Below are 19528 nucleotides of genomic sequence, written 5' to 3'. Positions count from 1 at the left end.
CGTGGAACGACGACTGCCGGAACGACGGCTGACGCAGGGCGGGCGTGGGGGCAGGGCGCTGCTGCTGGTGGTCGCCGTACTCGCCGGTGTCCTGCTGGTCAGCGCCGCGCCCGCCTCGGCGCACGCGGTGCTGACCGACAGCGATCCGCGCGAGGGCGCGGTGCTGAAGACGGCGCCCGAACAGGTCACGGTCTCCGTCAACGAATCCGTCGCCCTCACAGAGGACTCCGTCCGCGTCCTCGACCCCGACAGCCGCCCGGTGACCGCGGGTGATCCCGAGCACGCGGACGGCGGGGCGAACACCGCGCGTGTGGCGCTGACCGACGGGCTGGAGGAGGGCACGTACACGGTCTCCTGGCGGGTGCTCTCCGAGGACGGCCACGCCATCTCCGGTGCCTTCACCTTCGCCGTCGGCGCACCCTCGCAGACACGCGCCGAGACCTCTGCGGAGACGGCTGTCGACCCGTCCGTCGAGGTGCTGTACGGCATCGGCCGGTACGTCGCCTATAGCGGCCTGGCCCTGCTGATCGGCACCGCCGTGTTCGTCCTCGTCTGCCGGCCCGGAGCCACGGCCGCGCGGGTCGTGCGTGGGCCGTTTCTGGCCGGATGGTGGGCGCTGGCGCTGTCGACGGCCGCGCTGCTGGTCCTGCGCGGACCGTACGGGAGCGGGGACGGACCGGCCGCTGTGTTCGACCCCCGGCTGCTGTGGAGCACTGCGGGCAGCCGCCCCGGCGTCGCGCTGCTGGTCCGCCTGGCCTTGCTGCTCCTGGTGGCCCTGCTCCTGACACGCGGCCGGTCCGAGTGGCGGGCCGACCGCCGTACGGCCGTCGTGGGCACCACCCTCTCCGTCGCTCTGGCCGCGACCTGGGCGGCGGCGGAGCACGCCTCCACGGGGATCCAGGTGCCGGTGGCGATGACCTCCTCCGTGCTGCACCTGCTCGCCATGAGCGTATGGCTCGGCGGGCTGGCCGCGCTGCTGCTCACTCTCTACCGCACGCCCGCCCGCGACTCGCTCCCGTCCGCCGCCGTAGGCCGGTTCTCGCGGCTCGCACTCGGTGCGGTGGCCGTGCTGGCGGCCACCGGCGTCTACCAGTCCTGGCGCGGGCTCGGCTCGTGGGAGGCGTTCACCACGCCCTACGGCAGGACGCTCGCCCTGAAGACCGGCGCCGTGATCCTCATGGTGCTGGCGGCGTCGTACTCCCGGAGCTGGACCGAGCGGCTGACGCGGCTGCCCCGGCGGGAACCGGTGCCGGTCGCGGTGGGTGGCGACGACCGGGCCCCGCTGTCGGTGCCGGCGACCGGGGTGGACCCCGGACCCGGCGTCGGTCCCGGACCGGACGACGCCACCGGAACCGACGAGACCGGCGCCGACCCTGAGTCCCGGCGGCGCGGCCTCCGCAGGTCCGTGCTCGCGGAGGTGGTGATCGGCGTCGTCGTACTCGCTCTCACGACCGTGCTGACGGGCAGCCGGCCGGGGCGGGCCGCCACCGAGGCCGCCGCTGCCTCCGGGCAGCCAGTGGTGAACCTGAGCGTGGTCCCGTTCGACACCGGGGCTCCCGCCGGACGCGGCCGGGTGCAGATCACCCTGGAGCCGGGCCGGGTCGGCCGGAACGTCGTCGAGGCCGTGGTCTTCGGTGCCGACGGCGGTCTGATCGCCATCCCCGAACTGCGCCTCACCTTCACCCAGTCCGCGCGGCACGTCGGCCCGCTCGACGCCGAACTCGTCGACCAGAGCGGCTACTGGGGCAGCGACACCCTCGCGCTCCCGTTCCCCGGGACCTGGACGATGCGAGCCACCGTCCGTGTCTCCGACATCGACCAGGTCACCGTCGAGAAGAAGGTGACCATCGCCCCGTGAGACCGGGCGGGGGCCACCGGACCGGAGCGCGGTCCCCGAAACGCACCCCCACCTGAACGCTCGCGTCCGGCGGCCCGTAAGAGACGGGAAGCCAGCCAGCACCAAGGAGTTGCCCGATGTCCCGGATGCACCACCTCGGCGGTGGAGCGGGTCGGGAGTGCCGCGTGACGCGCGGCGTCGAAGGAAGCGTCGGCGTCCTGCGCCCGGTAAAGGCAGCCGTGTTCGCGGCCGTGTGCGTCGTGGCCACCGCACTCGGGCATGCGCTGATCTCCGGCGACACTCTGCCCTGGTGGGCGATGGGTGTCGCGTTCACCGGAACCGCCTCGGGCGCGTGGTGGCTGACCGGCCGGGAACGCGGTGCCACGACGGTCGTGGGCGCCACGGTCGTGGCGCAGGGCCTGCTGCACCTGCTGTTCAGCCTGTCCCCCAAGCTCACACCGACGTCGAACGCGGCGGTGGGTGGACCGGGAAAGGTGGGCGTCCGCTCCGGCACGAGCCACGGAGTGGACCTCTCCCACTCCGGCATGGCCATGCACCACGCCGGAGCGCATTCCGAGGCGATGGGGACGCCCGCGGACGAGTCGCTGTGGTCCGCCGCGACGCATGGCGGCTCCCTCGGGATGCTGCTGGCGCATCTGGTGGCCGCCGTCGCGTGCGGAGTATGGCTGTGGCGGGGTGAGGCCGCCGTCCATCGGATCGCCCGGGCTCTGGCCGCCGTCGTGTTCGCGCCGCTGCGCCGGATCTGCCGGGTGCTCCTCCGTACGGCGGCCCGGCACGAGGTTCCGTCTCGCGGGGCCCTCGTCGGCGACGAGGAGAGCCGTCGGCCCGTCACCGCCGCGCTGAGACACGCCGTCGTCCGCAGGGGACCACCGCGGGAACGCATGCCATTGAGCCGCCCGTCTCCCGCCCCACCACTCGCCGCAGGGCCCTGAAACGCCCGATCCGGTGACATTCGGTCGTGGCCGGAGACAGGCGAGCGGTCGGCGTGCCCCTACGCGCGTCGGCCCGTCCTGTCCACGCACCGCAACCGGGAGTTCACCCCATGAGCCACCGCACAACGCCCTCAGCCGCTACACGCCGCCGTCCACGCACCCGTCTCGCCGTCGCCTGCCTCACCGTCACCTCCACTGCCGCCCTGCTGTCGGGTTGCGGCGGCGAATCCTCCGAGAAGACAACGAACACCGCAGCCGGCGCGACGACGTCCGCGTCCCCGTCCAAGAGCACGGACGAGATGTCCGGCATGGATGGCATGAAGGACATGGCGATGGGTGACCCGTCGGCCACCCCCGCCGACAAGATCCCCGACGCCGACGTGGTGAAGGGCGCCTTCGAACTGCTCGACACCCGCCCGCCGGGCATGGACGACGTCAAGGGCTCCGCGTGGCTGGCGCAGGGCCCGAAGGGCACCACGGTCACGGTGTCCCTGAGCGGTCTGAAGCCGGGGGGCACCTACATGTCGCACCTGCACGCCCAGTCGTGCTCGGCGAAGAACGGCGGCGACCACTTCCAGTTCGAGAAGGGCGGTGCGACGACGCCACCGAACGAGGTGCACCTGATGTTCACCGCCGACAAGTCGGGCATGGGAATGACGACGGTGAACAACGACAGGAAGACGGGCGAGGACGCCAAGGCGATCGTCGTCCACCCCTCCGAGGCACAGGACAACCGGATCGCATGCGCGGACTTCGAGTTCTGAGGGCGACGACGGTCCTGTCGGGCTGCCTGGGCGTGCTGCTGTTCCTCGGCGGCACGCCCGCCCGCGCCCACACCGCGCTGGAGGAGGCGTCACCTGGGCCGGGGGACACGGTCGGCCCTGGTGCCGAGGTCGTCTCGCTGACCTTCGGCCGGCTGAAGTCCGGCACCACACCGAAGATCGGACTGGTCGGCCCCGACGGCACCACCGTGCCCGTCGGCAAGCCGGTCGTGGCCGACGGCTCCGTCACCTGCGCAGCGGTCACGGGCCTGCCCACCGGCGTCAACACCCTCACGTACACCATCACCTCCGCCGACGGAGACACCCAGAGCAGCGCCTTCCAGTTCGAGGTCGCGAAGGGCGCCGCGACAGCCAAGGCCGCGACAGCCTGCCAACAGCTGAGCCTTCAGCCACCCGACACGGGTTCGGACACGGGCACGGGTACGGACACCGTCGAGGACGACGCGTTCCTCGGACTCGGCCGCACCACGGCCCTGGCCCTCCTCGCGGGGGCGGTCGTCGTGATCGCGGGCGCGGGCTTCCTGGCCGTGCGCACACGGCGCGGAACGTGAACCACAACCACCGGACAGGGCCAGGACAGACGTAGGGACCGGACCGAATGCGAGGCGTGCCGCAGACTGTCGCGGCACGTCTCGCCCGCCATCCAAGCCCCTACCCGAGCATCGATCCGAGCATCGATCCGAGCGGGAACGACGTCGCGCCCCAGCCAACTCCCACCAGGACCGCGAAGATCCCCACCAGCCGGAAGGTCCCGACAGTGGCGCGTCCAGGACTCATGAGATCGGCGAAGAAGGCATGGAGGCGACCGGCAGCACGCCCGAAGTCCCCGATGAGGCATACACCGAGGACGATCAAAAGGCTTCCGAAGATCAGCCCGAGCAGCTCCGTACCTCCCTCGATGTCACCGGTCAACCCATGCGCCACTCCACTCCACGCCCTGCTCACGTCGGCCCAGCCGAAGGTCATCCGAACCGCCTCGACTCCCGTGGGCGGCAACCCGACCAGGCATGGCCGTCAGGTCGGCATCACATCTAACGTCGCTTTCTCGTGCGCGTGCGCACCCTGCATCCTCAGGATGCCGATTTCGGGCGGACCTCTGAGTTCGGACGGTTGAAGAGGATGACGCAGCCCGCGGTGACGAGGAATCCCACCGCCGTCCCGAATGAAAGAAAAGTGAAGGTTTCCATGAAGAAACCGGCGACCGCAGGATTGCACCATGCGCGGCACCGCTAGGACGCCAGACCGCTCACGAATGACCAAGTCGAAACGACACCTATGAGTGCCCCGACGACCCTGATGACGAGCGGGCTGAAGCCTGGACCGGGGGCGAAGGGCCCGCGATTGGTGAAGAAATCGTAGATTCTATAGGCGGCGTCGCGAATGTTGAGGGCGAGACAGAAGCCGAGAACGCCCAGAATTCCCTTCCACGCCAAATAAAGGAAGCCCAAAGCCCCCTCGGGGCCAGCTGCGAATATCATGCTTCCCGGCATTGCCTCTCCAGCGGTGCGAAGTGAGTAAATGTGCTGAGACTGCCGCGCCGCAGTCTACAACAGCGGCGCGGCAGCGAGTTCTTACCAGAACTTCAGGAAATCCCCCACTTCCCCGAATACCGTTCCCGCGCTGGCGATCCTCGTGTTTCCGGCACCGAAATTGCCGCCGAGGCCACCGAAAGCGCCGGCGGATGTCGTCACACTGTGGACGATGTCACCGCGACTGTTCCTGGTTCCGAAAGTTCCGCGGTGGCTCAGCGAGAAGGGGCCGGCGCTTCCGCCGATACCTGCCGACTCACCTCTGACCTGATCGATCGAGTCCGCATTGCTCCAGACCAGACCGGCGGTGACACCGATGGAGGCTTCCCCACCCGACTGGTCCTCCTCCACCCAGGCGAAAGCGTATTCGTCACCCACCCGCATGAAGCACCCGGAGTATTCCACGCCCGCGCCGAACATCGCGCTGCCGCTCACGCACAGGCCGGATGTACTGCTGTACGACATGACGTAGTCGTAGCCGTCCTTGACGTCCTCCCAGGAGGGCAGCCAGCCGGTTGCCTTCTCGAACCAGTTCTTGTTGGCCTCGGCCTTCGGCTTGGGGCCGGGGTTGGGCGGAGGTACGACCTTGAGCCAGCCCGTGGGAGGCGGTGTCGACGGCAGGGTGATGTTGCGGCGGCCCGGGATGCCGCCGAGTCCGGTGGGCTTCATGCCCTTGACGAGTGTGGGCCGTCCTCCGCAGCGGCAGGCCCGGACGGGGCCCTCACCACCGCTGCCGGTGGTCTTCTTCTTGCCGCTACTGACCGGAATGCCGCCCCGGCACGTGATGCCGTACTTCTGCGGCTCCCTGCACTCGGGCACGCCGAGACCGGACGGGTCGGCGAGGGTCGACGGATTCTGGACGGCGTAGCTGTAGCCGTTGAGGGTCTGCCCCACACCGGTCTGCAGAAGCGGGTCGACGCTGATGAACTGGCCGAGCTCGGGGTCGTACTGGCGGGCGTCGACATGGGTGAGACCGGTGCCGGTATCGGTGGTCTTGCCGAGGAACCCCTTGTCGTCGGGCCAGGCGGCCCCGGTGGTGTCGCCTCTCGGTGCGCCGAAGGGGGTCGTGTAGCGCCGGGAGAACTCCTGGTTCGTGGCGTCGATGGCGAGGGTGGCCGTGCCGTGCTGGTCGGTGACGAGGTAGCTGAGTTCGTCGGCGCCGCTCTCGTTGGAGCGGACGGCGACGGTCAGGCTGCCCGAGCCGTAGTGGCGCTGGGCCCACGTGCTGCCGTCCGCTCGCAGGTGCAGTTCGGTGGCCCCCACGTACAGGACGCGCTCGCCGCCCTCCGTGGAACGGATCAGGAGCGTGCCGTCGGCCCCGTACAGGTAGTCGGTCGTCTTGCCGCTCTCGGTCAGGGTCGCCAGCCTGCCCTCGTCGGACCAGTCGAGGTCCTGGGTGGCGGTGCCGTCCGGCCGGCTGGTGGTGTTGCCGGTGCTGTCGAACTCGTAGGACCGGTCGGGGGCGGTGCAGTCGGCCTTCGTGCTGGTGCCGGTCAGGGCGTGGGGCTGGTCCGCCTTCTCGTAGCAGTAGGTCGTGGTGGTGTCGCCGGTGGAGGTGTGTTCGGTCTCCTTGGTGCGCTGACCGGCGTCGTTGTAGCCGTAGCTGGTCCAGTACGCGGACCGGCCGCCCAGGCTGCTCGCGCTGCGGGCGTCGGAGCACTTCTGCGAGGCGGGTGTCCATGCCTCGGTCAGGCGCCGGTGCCCGTCGTGGGCGAAGCACTGGGTCTCCGCCGGTGCGGTGCCGCCCAGCGTGCTGGTGTCGGCGACGGAGGTGACGTTGCCCGCCTGATCGTAGGTGTAGGCGAGGTTCTGCAGCTTGTACGGGTGGGTCTGGTCCGTGACATGGCTGCCCAGGAGCCGCCCGGTCCCCTCCTCCCAGGTGTTGGTGACGTACGCCTTCTTGTGTTCCTCGGTGTTCGCGGTGCCGATCACGAGCTGCCGGGCCTGTCCGAGGGCGGAGTAGTCGGCGTGCAGGAGGTAGCCGGTGCTGCCTCCTATGGAGCTGACCTGGCCGGTGCCGGTGTAGCCGTAGTCGACGATCTCGGAGGGCAGTCCGCCGAGCGCGGGCTCCTTGCTGTTCTGCAGCGTGCCGTCGATGTTGTAGTTGTTCTCGAATTCGAGGGTGGCCGGTGCGCCCGCCGCGACGAGCGGGTCGGAGCCCGGCAGGGACAGCTCGGTGGCGGTGGGCCGGGACAGGCTGTCGTAGGCGGTGACGGTCCTCGTGTACGCCTTGCCGGTCTTGCCGCCGACGTAGCGGGTGCTCGCGTCGGGCAGGCCCTTGAGCAAGGAGTCGTAAGTAAGGGCGGTCAGTTGGTTCGCGTCGGTCTTCGAACCGGTCCAGGTGCCGGTGACCCGGCCGATCGCGTCGTATCCGGAGAGGACGGCGCGGCCGAAGGAGTCGGTGGTGCTGATGAGCCGGTCGAGACTGTCGTACTCCAGCTCGGTCAGACCCTTGTCCGGGTCGTCGGCGCTGGTCTTGCGGCCGAACAGGTCGTAGCCGTACGACCATGTGGCGCCGTCGGGGCCGGTGACCTGGGACTGTTGGTCGTCGAGTGTGTACTGGAACGTGGTGGAGGTGTACGAGGCGGTGCCCGAGCCGCCGCCGAACTGCGGGTCGGCCGGGCTGGCGCCCGCGTACTCGCGGGTCTCGACGGTCCGTTCGCGGGCGTCGACGATGGTGCGGGTCGCCGAGCCGCCCTGGACGGCGGTGGTGGCGGTGGAGTCACCGGTGTAACTGGTGGTGGTCGACCGCTTCTTCACCCCGTACGAGTGGAGGGTGCTGGTCGTGATCCGCTCCGCGCCGTCGTAGGCCGTCTCGATCTGCCGGGGTGCCTCGCCGTACTCCTCGCGCGTGTAGGTGCCGTCGGGGGTCGTGGTGCTGTCGAAGATGTCCTCGTACGTCTCATGGGCCAGGCCGCGGGTGTCGTAGCGGGTGTCGGTGAGCACCCGGCCGCCGAGCGGGGTGGGGGTCTGGGTCTGCAGCGGGCGCATCATCGAGTCGTACAGCTCGTAGCCCGTGTTGTACGTCTCGCCGTCCTTCTTCAGCTTCGAAGTGGACACCCAGGACGGTTCACTGCTGCTGATCCGGTACTTGAACGTGGTGTTCGCGCTGTAGCCGGCGGCCTTGTTGCGATTGGGTTCCCAGACCGCCGTCAGTCGGCCGAGGGCGTCGTAGGTGGTCTCGGTCTTCTTCAGGTTTGCGTCGTACACCCGCAGAGGCTGGCCGTGCCGGTGGTCCAGGAAGCTGGTGACCTTGTGGGTCATGGGATTGGTGACGATCGTCTTCGTCAGAGGGCCCGCGGAGACCGGGGTGTAGGCGGTGTTGGTGGTCTCGCCGGCGGCGTCGGTGACGCCGACGGGGCGGCCGAGAGTGTCGTACGTGGTGGCCGTGATCCTCTGCCAGCCCGAGGCCGCGCGCAGCCCGTCCGTACTCGCCGTGGTTCCGTATCCCGTGGCGCGGCCGGTCCAGGTCGCCGCCCCCTTGGTGGGAGTCTGGGTGGCAGACCATGCGGTGGCCGAGGGGTTGTCGTAGACGGTGGCGGTGTCGGACAGCACGTCGCCGCGTGTCTTGGAGTTCGCCGGCAGGTTCAGGCTCGTGTCCGCCACCGAGCAGGACTGGCCGATGGTACGGCTGCGGGAGACCAGCTCGCTGATGCCGGCTTCGGCGTTGCGGGCGTACCAGGTGCGGGTGCAGGTCTGGTCGCCGCCCTTGCCGACCTCACCGGAGTCGTCGACGGTCACCGGCATGCCGTGGTCGTCGTAGGTGGTGGTGAGCGCGCGGGCGCGCCAGGTCTTCGTCGCGGTCAGATACGCGTGGGTGGTGGACTTCTCCGTACGGACGAAGCGGGCCACGTGGTCGGCGGCGTCGGAGGGGGCGCTCTGGCGCGCGGTCTCCTTCGACCAGGGGTCGTTGACCTCGACGGTTATGGGGGTCGAGCCGTCGTAGGTGACGTGTTCGCGCCGCATGCCGGAGTACTGGTCGCTGTCGGTGACGCTCGCCACCCCGATCGACGGGGAGGACAGCGGGGCGAGGGAGACGGAGCGGGTGGTGCCGTCCTTCTTCTTGTCGCCGTGCATGCCCTGGAAGTAGAGCGAGACCGTCTTGGAGCGGGTCGTCTCCACGGCGCCTGTGTGGACGGTGACCTGGCGGTAGCCGCGCCAGCCGGACCAGGTGCGCTCTGCCTTGGGGGTGAAGGGGTCGTCGGTGTGGTGCCAGGCGGCACCGCTGTAGTCGTAGGCGTACTCGACGGCGTCGTTGTGGCCCGCCGGGTCCGATACGACGACGGCCTCGACCCGGTACTTGTGGAACCAGTCCACCGACGGCTCACTGGCGCCGTTGATGTTCCAGTACTTCGGGTAGCAGGAGCGGGTGTTGGTGTCCTCAGCCGCGCCCAGGACCTCACTGCGCACGCACTCCGGTGAGGACAGCGTGACGGTGGTGATCGAGCCGGTCTCCGAGGTGACGGTGGAGATCCGGGGCCGGGTCAGGGGCAGGATGTCGTCGGTGCCGTCGACCCGGTTCTCCCGCCACTGGTAGGTGAACGAGATCGGGTTGAGGGCGATGGCCGTGTCGCCGGCCTTGCCGGTCCGCTTGATGGACTTCAGGGTCAGGACGTGGTCGGAGGTGTCGCCGATGTCGCCGCCGTCGAGGTACTCCTGCGTGAAGTCCCAGGAGTCCACCGGGTCGTAGGCGCTGGTCGCGGCGTTCCACGAGAAGGTGTCGACGCCGGTGAGACGCTTGCGAGAGAAGAACGAGGGCCCGTTGGCCAGACAGTCGTCGTCGCCGTCGGTGCAGAGGGCGTCGAAGGGGACGTCGGGCCAGTTCTTGGCGGTGTCCTTGGTCAGCGAGGAGCAGTCCGAGGCGGTGCACCGCTCGGCGTGGGAGAAGGTGACCTTGGCGTCGGCGTCGTCGGTGAACAGCGCGCCCTTGCGCAGGCCGTACTTGATCTCCTTGAGGTAACCGCCGCGCGTGTAGGAGGCGTTGGCGGTGGTGGCCTTGTTCTTCTTGTAGTGGTTGGTCTCCTTGGCATACCAGTACGTGGAGGCGTTGCCGTGGGTGTCCTCAACGTAGTCCAGGTTCCAGCGCCACGCCTGGGTGACGGCGCGGTCGGCGAAGGCGTCGCCGTTGCCGTAGCCGGGGTCGCCGGAGTCGTCGCCGAAGACGGGCACGGTCCAAGTGGAGTTGGTGCGCTGATCGGCGGCGCCGACGAGCTTGTTCATGCCGAAGACGTACTTGGTGCCGTCGCCGGTGATGACGGTCCAGTGCTCGCCGTTGTCGTCGCCGTTGTCCGCGTCGATGGACCGGGTCACGATCGAGGCGTCGTCGTTCTCCAGGCGCCAGGTGCTCTCCCAGGTGCCGGACACCTTCACCAGCCGTGTGGACCTGCCGTTGAGGACCAGTTGGGCGTTGTCGTACTTCCAGCAGTGGTCGACGACGTCCTCGTGGCCGTCGTCGTCGCAGGAGCCGTAGCCGCGCTCGATGTAGGACTCGCTCAGACCGAAGCCCTCACCTACCGCGCTGCCCTGGTTGTTGGTGGTGGCGATACGGCCGTCGACGCTGCCCGAGTCGTACGACAGGGACAGCTCCGGCTCCGGGCCGACCGCCGCGGACGGCACGTTGAAGTCGTAATTCCAGCTGAAAGAACCGGAGTTGTCGCCCGCCGTCCAGGAGGAGGACTCCGAGAGTTCCGTGGCCGAGTAGTCACCGGCGCCCGAGGGGGACTCGCCCGCACCAGGGTCGGCCGCGGTCAACGCGAACACCGTGGCGTCGGCGGCCGTCGCGGCAGTGGCCAGTTGCGTCGAGAGGCCCTCGTCGGTGGCGGTCAGCGGGACAGAGGCGGTGACGGTGCGGTCCGCGACGTCGTTGTCGGACGCGAGGGGGGTGGCGGTGCGGCACGCCGCCTTCTCGGGTGTGTCGAGCACACAGGCGGGCAGGCGTACGAGGCGCAGTCTGGAGGACCAGCCGCCGCCGACGGCCGAGGCGAAGCCGCTGTAGTCGACGGCGATCTCGGCCCGTCCGACGTGGTCGGCCTCGGCGGTCAGCAGGACGCCGGTGATCCCTGCCTGCTGGGCTGCCTTCTGGCCGAGCACGGTGATCCGGGCCGTGGTCCCGTCCTCGACGCCCTGCTTGCCGTCCGCCAGTGCGACGGTGACGGGGAGGCCGCCCGGCTTCGCCTGTGCGCTCTTGCCGGTGTCCAGGTCGAGGACCGCGTCACCCTGCCGCGGCCAGGCGGACTGCTGTTCCGTGCGGGCCTGCCGGGCGCGTTCGGCGTCGGCCTTCTTCTCCTTGGCGACCTTCGCGCGGGCCTTCCTGGCGCCGGGCCCGTCGACCTGCCTGACCTTGCTCACCCGTTGCTCGGGGACATCCGGCCGGCCGAGTCCCTTGCCGGCGGCCTGCGCCACCGGGGTGAGGCCGGTCGGAACGACGAGCGAGAGGGCCAGGGTCGCGACGATCGCTCCGACGCGACGTCTCGGCCCGCCCCGCGCTCCTTCTGATGTGCCTATGCCAAAAGCCATGGTTGTTGGACCACCCCGTTGTTCCGAGCCGTGATAGCTGACAAGTGACATGCCGGTGACCGGTGCCGCACCGGTGACAGGTCATGTGCTGGCCGGGTGGTGCGACGCCGTTGTTGCGGCGCCGCACCACTCCTTGCGCGCGGATCGGTCCGCACGTATCGGTCGGTCCGCATGGATCGGTTCACACGGACCGGATCACGCGGATCAGATCAGTCGCCCACGCGGACTTCGACCTGCTCCGGGCTCGCCATCGCCCCCGCCCACAGGCGGACTTCGGAGACGCGAGCGGGTAGGTAGTGCTTCCAGGCTCCGCCTGTGAAACCCTTGCCGATGGCGAAGTCCCCGCTGCCCAGCTGGACGGTGAACGCCTTCGCGTCACCGTTCTGCCCATAGCCCAGATAGAGGCTGATCGTGCCGTACACCGAGTCGTAGATGCCGGTCAGCCGTACCGGACTGTCCAGGGCGGCCACTTCGTCGGAGACCACGGAGGAGAAGGTGCCGTCCGCGTTCAGGCGACCGAAGTGCCAGACGCCGACCGGCTTCGTGACCTCCTCCAGTGTCTCCTCGTCGAGCACGGTGTCCTTGCCGGTCAGCTCGTACCAGAGGCCCCACGCCGAGCCGTCCGCCGTCCGCTGGCCCAGGACCTGGCCGGTGTATCCGACGTCCTTGCTCACCAGTTTCGCGGAGTCCAGCTCGACGAGCGTGGACACGGTGAAGGGGGCGTGGTCGTACACCAGCGGACCCGGAGCGGTGGCCGCGTCGTCCACTCCGTCCAGGACGATGGCCTCATCGCTGATGGCGGCGCCGCCGGCCAAGGTCAGGCTCCTGCCGTAGCCGGACGTGGTGTCCGCCACGGTCGTTCCGCTCCCCCTCGCCGCGTTCCAGTCGGCCACCAACTCGACGCCGGCGAAGTTCTCCGAGATCAACAGCTTCGTCTCGTCCGCGACCTCCTCGTGGGTCAGGACCCGCTGCCAGACGGCGACTTCGTCGATCGAGCCGGGGAAATGGTAGGTGGAGTTGCCGCTGGGGAACTTGTAACGGCCGAACTGCAGCCCTCCGGTGGACTCCCAGGAACCCGCGCCGGTCGCCAGGGGCTGACTCTGCCGACGGCCGTCGACGTAGAAGATCAGCTCCTCCGTGGCCGGGTCGTAGCTGCCGGCCAGATGGGTCCACACGCCCGTCTGGGCGGCGTAGACGGAGTACTTCCCGCGAAGGGTGGAGCCGTCCTGGTCGAGCACACCGAAGAACCACTGCTTCACATCAGCGAGGTACCACAGGACGAACGTGTTGCCCTGTCCCCCCGGCTGTGCGAGCACGGAGGCGTTCTTGCCGCCCTCGTCCAGTCGCGCCCAGGCCGAGACCGTGTAGGCAGAGCGGGTCTCCAGCACCGGCGCGCTGGTCTCGGCGTAGGCGGTGGTCCCGTTCAGCGACAGTCCCTTGTCCGTGACGGCCTCCTCCAGCGGCTGCCCCTCGCTGTCGTGCGTGACCAGCCCGCGCCGACCGCGGTCGTCACGCACCGCGCCTCCGGCCAGCGTCGCGTTGTCGGCGCCGTCGGCGGTGGCGGAGTCCACCGCGGTGCCGTCCGGCTCGTCGAAGTGCCAGCGGCCCACCGGCCCTTCACCGGCGGCGACGAGGAAGTCCACCACGTACTGCGCGCCCCAGCGGCCCACGCTGTCCTTCGCTCGCACATACACGCTGTACGTGCCGGAGCTGTTGGGCGTGATGTCCTTCGACACCGTCGATCCGTTGACGGGCGTCGACCAGGCGTCCGCGGTGGACAGCTTGTACTGGTAGGCGACGTTGGAGTCACCGGTGGCCGGACCGAAGGTGAAGGTGGCCTTCTGGCCGGGACCACCACCGGCCGGGCATGCCGTGTCGGTGCAGACGGAATAGGGGCTGCCGACAGTGATCTTCGGGGCCTTGGGCGCCGTCGGGTCGACCTTGAAGTAGCACCAGCCGCTCGTCGAGGCGTTCGACGGCCCCGCGAGATAGCTGCCACCGCTGTTGTAGTACGAGCGCACCCAGGCCCGGTACCGGTAGAGCTTCCCCTCGCTCAACGTGGACCAGGACTTGGTCAGTTTCACACCGTCGCCGACGTACCCGCTCGACGGGGCGAGGTCGCCGTTGCCCGCCGTGGTGTCCGACCAGGTGCCGTCGCTGTTCTTGTGATCCATGTCGAGGGCGACACGCAACTGGGCGTCCTTCTCACCGCCGGACGCGGTCTGCGCCGTCGCCGTCAGGGCCGGGGTGGGATCGGAGACGACCGCCGGGTCCGACTCGGCCGTCTCGCACACCGTGCCCGATCCGGTCACCAGACCGATGCCGGTGGGCTTGGCGGGCAGACCGACGAAGTCGACCGCCAGCACGGCGTCGTTCTTGAACCGCTTCCAGGCCGCCGTGTCCGTCTCGTCCTTGGCCTTGAGCATCAGCGTGAGCCGCGAGAACTTGCCCGCCGCGAAGCTCCGTACCGTCGAGGTGAGGTTCTCGTCCGTCTCCTCGGGGTTGTCGTTGAACTCGATCGGCGCGTCCGGCGAGTCCGGGTCGCACAGCGATCCCCGGCCGGCCGACACGTGCCGGTCGCCCATCAGGTCCAGGTGCTTGGGCCGCGAGGACCAGGTGGTCGACGAGGAGATGTTGTTCGTGCGGACCAGGTCCACCCAGCGCGGGTCGCACTGGAACGCCCACGGCTCGGTCACCCGGAACGTGGCGTCCAGGACGTGCTTGCCCTTCAGACTCGCCGGCGAGAACTCGAAGTACAACCGCTGCACATATCCCGGGCCGCAGTAGTACCCGCCCCACGTCCCGCACTCGCCGACACCTTTGCCGAGACCGTCGTCACCGTTGCCCCAGCCGTACGACTCGTAACCGTCGCTGCGCAGCAGCGTGCGCTCCGACTCGCCCCAGGTCACCGTGGGGTCGATGAACAGCGGGAAGGCCGAATCCTTGGTGCCGGTGAGCATGCCGCTGTCCGGGATCACCGACAGCGTGTCGTCGGTGAGCTTCACATCCATCGTGGCGACCTTGTCGCCGGCCCGGGGTTCGGAGTCTTCGGTGGGCGAGGCACCGGGCTCGGCCTGATCCGATTCCTGCGATGTCTCGGAGCCCGCGATGTCCGTGGAGCGCGCGGCCTTGTCGCTCTCCTCGGTGTCCAGGGCCACCGTCCGCACGGACATCGGCCGACTTCCCGATACGGCGTCGGCGGAATCCGCCCCGGCCGAGTCCCACATCTGCGCGCGTGGCGCGCGGAACACCCGGTTGCCGTCGTCGTCGACCGCGGTGAGGTTGCCGGTCTTGCCCTTCACGACGTCCAGACCGGTCGTCTTCAGCGCGTAGTCGATCCGCTTGAGGTCATCCGAAGTGGCGGCCTCGGGCGACTTGACCACCAGGACGTGCCGGAAGCCCTCCGTAGTCGCGGTGACTCGCAAGTCGACGCCCGGCAGCACCTCCGGGTACAGCGCGTCGGCACCGTCCAACTCGGGTTCGGGAAGCTTGCCAGGCCAGCTGAGCCCCAGAGACCGGCCTCGGTCAGAGATCTTCACCAGTGGGTCGGAGGTCCCGCCTCCGGAGAACTCCATTTCTACCGCGGCTGCTTTCGGCGCCACAGTCCCGTCGCCGCGGACCTCCAGCGTGGCGTCGGGCGTGATCCAACCCCCACCAGGCGCGGACACCCGCACCGGAACCGCGGACTCCTCCAACGTGAAGCTGAAACCATCGGGGTTGGCGTAGACGGTCGTACGTTCCGTCCGCTCGCCGACGACCTCGACACGCTCGCCCGACTCCTTGGCCTCGGCGAGGGCCTTCTGTCCCTCCGACAAGGCGGGTTCCGCCGCCGCATCGGCCGCCGCCGTTCCCGGCAACGGACCCATCGTTGCGAGCAGCGCGAGCATCACCGCCCCGGTCACACCCGGAGCCAGCCCCCGTGTCCGTCTTCCCCGTCTTCCAGGCACGCCTCTGACATGTATCCCCCGTCTCACAGCCACATCCCGCCCCGGCTTCCGCCGCTCGAAGTTGACTATTCGATGGATCAACCTTTGCCTAGTGCCACGCTTCGGAAACTCCCGTGATGAAGATGTGACTTACGGTGTGCCAGTGGCATGTGGAGCGCTCAGCGTGCCGGAGCACGCAGGACGACGACAGGCGGGTTGTACGGCAGGGGGAAGGGCAGCGGAGCGGCTGCCGGCCGTGGCCGTGCTGTCACACATGCCTGGCACACTGCGGGCACCATGACCTCACGTGATCGATTTCGCACCACGGCCCCCCGAACCCTGCGCCACCCCGACGCACTGAGTGCCCGGCTGCTCGCCGTCAGGACGGAGCCCGCGGTACGCCCCTTGAACGACTGGGTGGAGAGACTGCGCGGGCGGCTCGGCGACGGCGAGTCCGTGCCGTGGTTCGACCCCGCTTCCGGCGGCACCGAGGCCCGGAGCCTCTTTCTCCTTGAGGCACCGGGCCAGAAGTCCATGGGAGCCGAAGCGACCCTGAGACGCACCGGCAGCGGCATCATCTCCGTCGACAACGACGACCCGACGGCGCAGAACTGCTGGACGCTACGCACCGAGGCGGGTCTGCCGTACCAGGAGTCCCTGCACTGGAACATCGTGCCCTGGTATCTGGGCACCGCGGACCGCATCGCCGCCCCCGGACGGACGGAGATACAACGCGCGGCACCCTTCCTGCACGAGGTGATCTCCATGCTGCCCAAGCTGGAGGTGGTCGTGCCGATGGGCCGCAAGGCGCAGGCCGGCTGGGCGGCTTACCAGGAGCGATACGCGCCGACGGTCCACACTCTGACGACCTGGCACCCGAGCCCCCGGGTGTTCGCTTCCCGTCCCGCGGCCCGCCAGGAGATCCTGGACGTCCTACGCCGAGCGGCAGACCTGCTCGACATCGACGGCCGACCCACCGACGGCGGCTGACGGCTGTCCTGCCCCGGTGCCGGCACAACGACTCCGACGCGGACGGTGGCGGATCTCCCGTCACTGCCCGGATCTTCCTGCCGTCGGTGACAAGGTGCGCTCGACGGTCTATACGGGCCATCCGATTCCGAGGGGGGATTGTGCGGCGTAAAGCAGCACTTCAGCAATGGGCGGAGAAGAATCCCAAACGAGCCTTGGCGCTGTGGGCATCGGTGGTCACCATCGCCGTGCTCGGCTCCATCGGTTACGCCTCCGACGAAACCGGTTCCGACACTCCGACGGACCGCGAGGAGTGCGAGCAGGCGTACAGCCAGGTCGGTGACGGAACCGTCGACTGGAGTGGCGTCTGCGCCTACGAGCACCCATGAACCGCTGCTCCACGGCGCGGATGCAGCAGCCCTCGCGCGACAGAGCCATGTGAGATGCCGGGTTTGCTGGAGGACTGGTCGACGACCTGGAGGGAAGTACGGCATGAGGGGAAGCCGACGCGCGTTACGCCTGCTGGAAGCAGTGTGCGCGGTCGTCGCGGTGCTCTACGCGACGCTCTTGGTGGTGGCCACCAACCACGACGCCTTGCTGATCACCTACAAGAACGGCGACCTCACCCCGACGATCGCGGTCTTCACTGCGGCGTGCGCCGTTTGGTGGGGGCTACACCTGGTGCGCTCCCCGCGACGGCTGCCCGCACTGCTCGTCGGCGGTGCCTGCGCCGTCGGTCTGGTGGCCGTACTGTGGTCGACAAACCACCCCACAGCGGATGAAAAGCATGTCACACCTGTTCCGAGCACCGGAGGCGCGACGTCGCAGCCCTCCGCCGACGCTCCGGGCACGGCTCCCCTCCCAGCATCGCCGACCGCTGGGCCGTGACCATCCCGCTCTGAAGCCCGCGACCGCCGCACCAGTGGCCGAGGGCTTCGCCATGACGATCGTGACGACGGCGGGCTCGTCCCGCACAGCCTTGTCGACACCCGCACACCGCTGTCGCGCCAAGATGTGTCCGCGTCTCGGCGGAAGGCGTGCACGGCGTCGCGGCGAGGGCTGGACACCGTAGCCGACGGTCGGCGAGGTTTCCCGGCAGAGGTTGAAGGCGCGGACCAGGAGCGCGGGGCAGGCCCACGGCGGCGCGCGCGTCGCTGTTGCCCGCCGACTGAAGTCGAACGGCACGCCGGACAGGACTCGACGAGACAGAGCGGGCCACCGTCGGGCAGGGCGGGCGGCGATCACCGGGCGGAGACGCCTCTGAGCGACGGACCGGATCCGGGAGCGGCCCTCCCGGCCCGCCGTGGCAGTCGCGCGGGCCAGACCGGAGCGACAAACACCCTCAGGTGACCCACACTCGAAAGTGGTCTTCCGGTCGATCGCGCAGAGGGGGCGGATCCGTGCATGACGTGCCGTTCTGGCTATGGATCGTGTTCGCCGTCACCGTGCTGGTGTCGTTGGCGGTGGACCTGCTCGCGCACCGGGAGGCGCACGTCATCGGCTTCCGTGAGGCCACCGCGTGGAGCGGGGTCTGGGTGGGCCTGGCGATCCTGTTCGGCGCTGTCGTCTTCCTCGTGGTCGGCACGACCGCCGGTGTCGAGTACACGACCGCGTGGCTGCTGGAGAAGAGCCTGTCGGTCGACAACCTCTTCGTCTTCGCGCTGATCTTCGGCTACTTCAAAGTGCCGCGCGCCTACCAGCACCGAGTGCTGTTCCTCGGAGTGCTCGGCGCGCTGGTCTTCCGGGGGATCTTTCTCGCGGCCGGTGTCGCTGTGGTCAGCCGCTTCACCGCCGTTCTGTTCGTGTTCGCCGCCGTCCTCTTCTACAGCACGTACAAAATCCTCAGAGAGGAGGAGGACAGCTTCGACCCCGGCCGAAGCCTCGCCGTCCGTCTCCTGCGCAAGGTCGTCCCCGTCCGGGACGACTACGCGGGCAACCGGTTCTTCGTCAGGGAGGCAGGACGACGAGTAGCCACCCCGCTGCTCGCCGTCGTCGCCGCGATCGAGGCGGCCGACCTCGTCTTCGCCGTCGACAGCGTCCCCGCCGTGCTGGCCGTCAGCAGCGACGTCTTCATCGTCTACACCAGCAACGCCTTCGCCATCCTCGGTCTGCGTGCCCTCTACTTCATGCTCGCGGGCCTGCTCGACCGGTTCCACTACCTCAGCAAGGGCCTCGCGCTCATCCTCGCGTTCATCGGCGTCAAGCTGGTCCTCCAGGCGTCCCACGAGACGATCAGCACCGCCGTCCCCGAGGTCCCCTCCTTGCTCAGTCTGGCCGTGATCGCCACCGTCCTGGCCACTTCCGTGGCGCTCAGTGTGCTGCGGCCTCCGTCGACACCCTCCGCGAAGCCCGAACACCAAGAAAATCCCAAAGAGAACTAAATGTGTCGTAAAATATTACTATGGGAAGCGAAAGGCAGCGTGAATCCACGCCAGCACCCGGACCACCGAAGCGGCTCTGCCCCGCGTGCGAACACCCCGTGCACTCCGAGGTGAAGCGACACAAGACCATGGGCATCTACGTCCCCGTATGGGCGGAGGGCCCGTGTCGCAACCCGCTCTGCGAGCGATACGTACGCCCGCCGGCCGGAACAGCGCACCGAGCCACCGACGACACCGGCCCCTGAGCGGCTCCTGGGCCCGGGTTCGACCGCGCGCATGCTGATCCGCGCGGCAGAGCGCGCCGAACCGCCGCCGCAGCGGGGATGCGGACGGTTCGCGCCGTGATGCGCGACTGTCAGGTCTCCGACGCGGAGGGCGGGCTCTCCGCGCCGTAGCAGATACCGCACACCAGCCTGCGCGCCGAGGGCTCATGGGTGGCCTTCCCCACGCCGACCAACTGCCGGATCTCCCTGTGCTCCGCGCGCACATGCTCCCTGCACAGGGCAGCACCGCAGGAAGCGCACACCGCCACCGCGGTCGTCACCTGATCGTCAGCGAGGCAGTCGTAGCACTGCATGATCACTCCCTGGTTATGCCGCCCCCCGTCGAGGGACGGGTCCCCCACCGAACTGTTG

At 69.2% G+C, this 19528-nt stretch carries 12 protein-coding genes; 8 read left to right on the top strand and 4 right to left on the bottom strand.

The window, feature by feature from the left end; translation table 11 throughout:
- The first annotated feature begins 1 nt into the window (after position 1).
- From F9278_RS25930 to F9278_RS25915, 4 genes are all read left to right on the top strand, one after another.
- Positions 2 to 1858, top strand: coding sequence for a copper resistance CopC/CopD family protein (locus tag F9278_RS25930; RefSeq protein WP_226966951.1), 1857 nt, complete (start codon positions 2 to 4; stop codon positions 1856 to 1858).
- A 116-nt stretch (positions 1859 to 1974) separates the two neighbouring features.
- Complete coding sequence (locus F9278_RS25925) at positions 1975 to 2790, top strand: hypothetical protein (protein WP_226966950.1); 816 nt, start codon at positions 1975 to 1977, stop codon at positions 2788 to 2790.
- Positions 2791 to 2900: 110 nt separating this feature from the next.
- Positions 2901 to 3554: a superoxide dismutase family protein gene (locus F9278_RS25920; RefSeq protein ID WP_152170458.1), complete on the top strand. Its 654-nt coding sequence runs from the start codon at positions 2901 to 2903 to the stop codon at positions 3552 to 3554.
- Positions 3533 to 4123, top strand: a complete 591-nt coding sequence (locus tag F9278_RS25915) for a copper resistance CopC family protein (RefSeq protein WP_152170457.1) — start codon at positions 3533 to 3535, stop codon at positions 4121 to 4123. Before F9278_RS25920 ends, F9278_RS25915 begins: the two co-directional genes overlap by 22 nt.
- A 100-nt stretch (positions 4124 to 4223) precedes the next feature.
- Here F9278_RS25915 and F9278_RS25910 read toward each other — a convergent pair whose 3' ends face one another.
- The 3 genes from F9278_RS25910 to F9278_RS25900 form a co-directional block, all read right to left on the bottom strand.
- Positions 4224 to 4538 carry a hypothetical protein gene (locus tag F9278_RS25910; protein WP_152170456.1) on the bottom strand — a complete coding sequence of 105 codons (315 nt, stop codon included), beginning with the start codon at positions 4536 to 4538 and terminating at the stop codon, positions 4224 to 4226.
- 605 nt (positions 4539 to 5143) lie between these two features.
- Positions 5144 to 11617, bottom strand: a complete 6474-nt coding sequence (locus F9278_RS25905; protein ID WP_152170455.1) for an RHS repeat-associated core domain-containing protein — start codon at positions 11615 to 11617, stop codon at positions 5144 to 5146.
- Between the two features lie 209 nt (positions 11618 to 11826).
- Complete coding sequence (locus tag F9278_RS25900) at positions 11827 to 15504, bottom strand: LamG-like jellyroll fold domain-containing protein (RefSeq protein WP_193242036.1); 3678 nt, start codon at positions 15502 to 15504, stop codon at positions 11827 to 11829.
- A 336-nt stretch (positions 15505 to 15840) separates the two neighbouring features.
- On the opposite strand from F9278_RS25900, the gene F9278_RS25895 reads away from it, so the two are divergent.
- The 4 genes from F9278_RS25895 to F9278_RS25885 all read left to right on the top strand — a co-directional run bounded on the left by F9278_RS25895 (position 15841) and on the right by F9278_RS25885 (position 18893).
- Positions 15841 to 16533, top strand: a complete 693-nt coding sequence (locus F9278_RS25895; protein ID WP_193241630.1) for a uracil-DNA glycosylase — start codon at positions 15841 to 15843, stop codon at positions 16531 to 16533.
- 194 nt (positions 16534 to 16727) lie between these two features.
- On the top strand, positions 16728 to 16901 hold the full coding sequence (locus F9278_RS46315; RefSeq protein ID WP_159062686.1) for a hypothetical protein: 174 nt from the start codon (positions 16728 to 16730) through the stop codon (positions 16899 to 16901).
- A 103-nt stretch (positions 16902 to 17004) separates the two neighbouring features.
- Positions 17005 to 17400, top strand: a complete 396-nt coding sequence (locus tag F9278_RS25890) for a hypothetical protein (protein ID WP_152170452.1) — start codon at positions 17005 to 17007, stop codon at positions 17398 to 17400.
- A 512-nt stretch (positions 17401 to 17912) separates the two neighbouring features.
- Positions 17913 to 18893 (top strand): TerC family protein, encoded by a 981-nt coding sequence (locus F9278_RS25885; RefSeq protein WP_152170451.1) that lies wholly within the window; start codon positions 17913 to 17915, stop codon positions 18891 to 18893.
- 355 nt (positions 18894 to 19248) lie between these two features.
- Here F9278_RS25885 and F9278_RS25875 read toward each other — a convergent pair whose 3' ends face one another.
- Positions 19249 to 19470, bottom strand: coding sequence for a DUF2180 family protein (locus tag F9278_RS25875; protein WP_152170449.1), 222 nt, complete (start codon positions 19468 to 19470; stop codon positions 19249 to 19251).
- Positions 19471 to 19528 lie beyond the last annotated feature (58 nt).

The organism is Streptomyces phaeolivaceus (assembly GCF_009184865.1).
In the GTDB taxonomy this organism is placed as follows: domain Bacteria; phylum Actinomycetota; class Actinomycetes; order Streptomycetales; family Streptomycetaceae; genus Streptomyces; species Streptomyces phaeolivaceus.
This window is presented reverse-complemented; position numbering and strand designations above follow the sequence as displayed.

Bases quoted from the DNA above. Each gene is read 5' to 3' on its own strand.
- F9278_RS25925 (WP_226966950.1), top strand. From the start codon at position 1,975: ATGTCCCGGATGCACCACCTCGGCGGTGGAGCGGGTCGGGAGTGCCGC.
- F9278_RS25920 (WP_152170458.1), top strand. From the start codon at position 2,901: ATGAGCCACCGCACAACGCCCTCAGCCGCTACACGCCGCCGTCCACGC.
- F9278_RS25915 (WP_152170457.1), top strand. From the start codon at position 3,533: ATGCGCGGACTTCGAGTTCTGAGGGCGACGACGGTCCTGTCGGGCTGC.
- F9278_RS25910 (WP_152170456.1), bottom strand. From the start codon at position 4,538: ATGACCTTCGGCTGGGCCGACGTGAGCAGGGCGTGGAGTGGAGTGGCG.
- F9278_RS25905 (WP_152170455.1), bottom strand. From the start codon at position 11,617: ATGGCTTTTGGCATAGGCACATCAGAAGGAGCGCGGGGCGGGCCGAGA.
- F9278_RS25900 (WP_193242036.1), bottom strand. From the start codon at position 15,504: ATGCTCGCGCTGCTCGCAACGATGGGTCCGTTGCCGGGAACGGCGGCG.
- F9278_RS25895 (WP_193241630.1), top strand. From the start codon at position 15,841: ATGACCTCACGTGATCGATTTCGCACCACGGCCCCCCGAACCCTGCGC.
- F9278_RS25890 (WP_152170452.1), top strand. From the start codon at position 17,005: ATGAGGGGAAGCCGACGCGCGTTACGCCTGCTGGAAGCAGTGTGCGCG.
- F9278_RS25875 (WP_152170449.1), bottom strand. From the start codon at position 19,470: ATGCAGTGCTACGACTGCCTCGCTGACGATCAGGTGACGACCGCGGTG.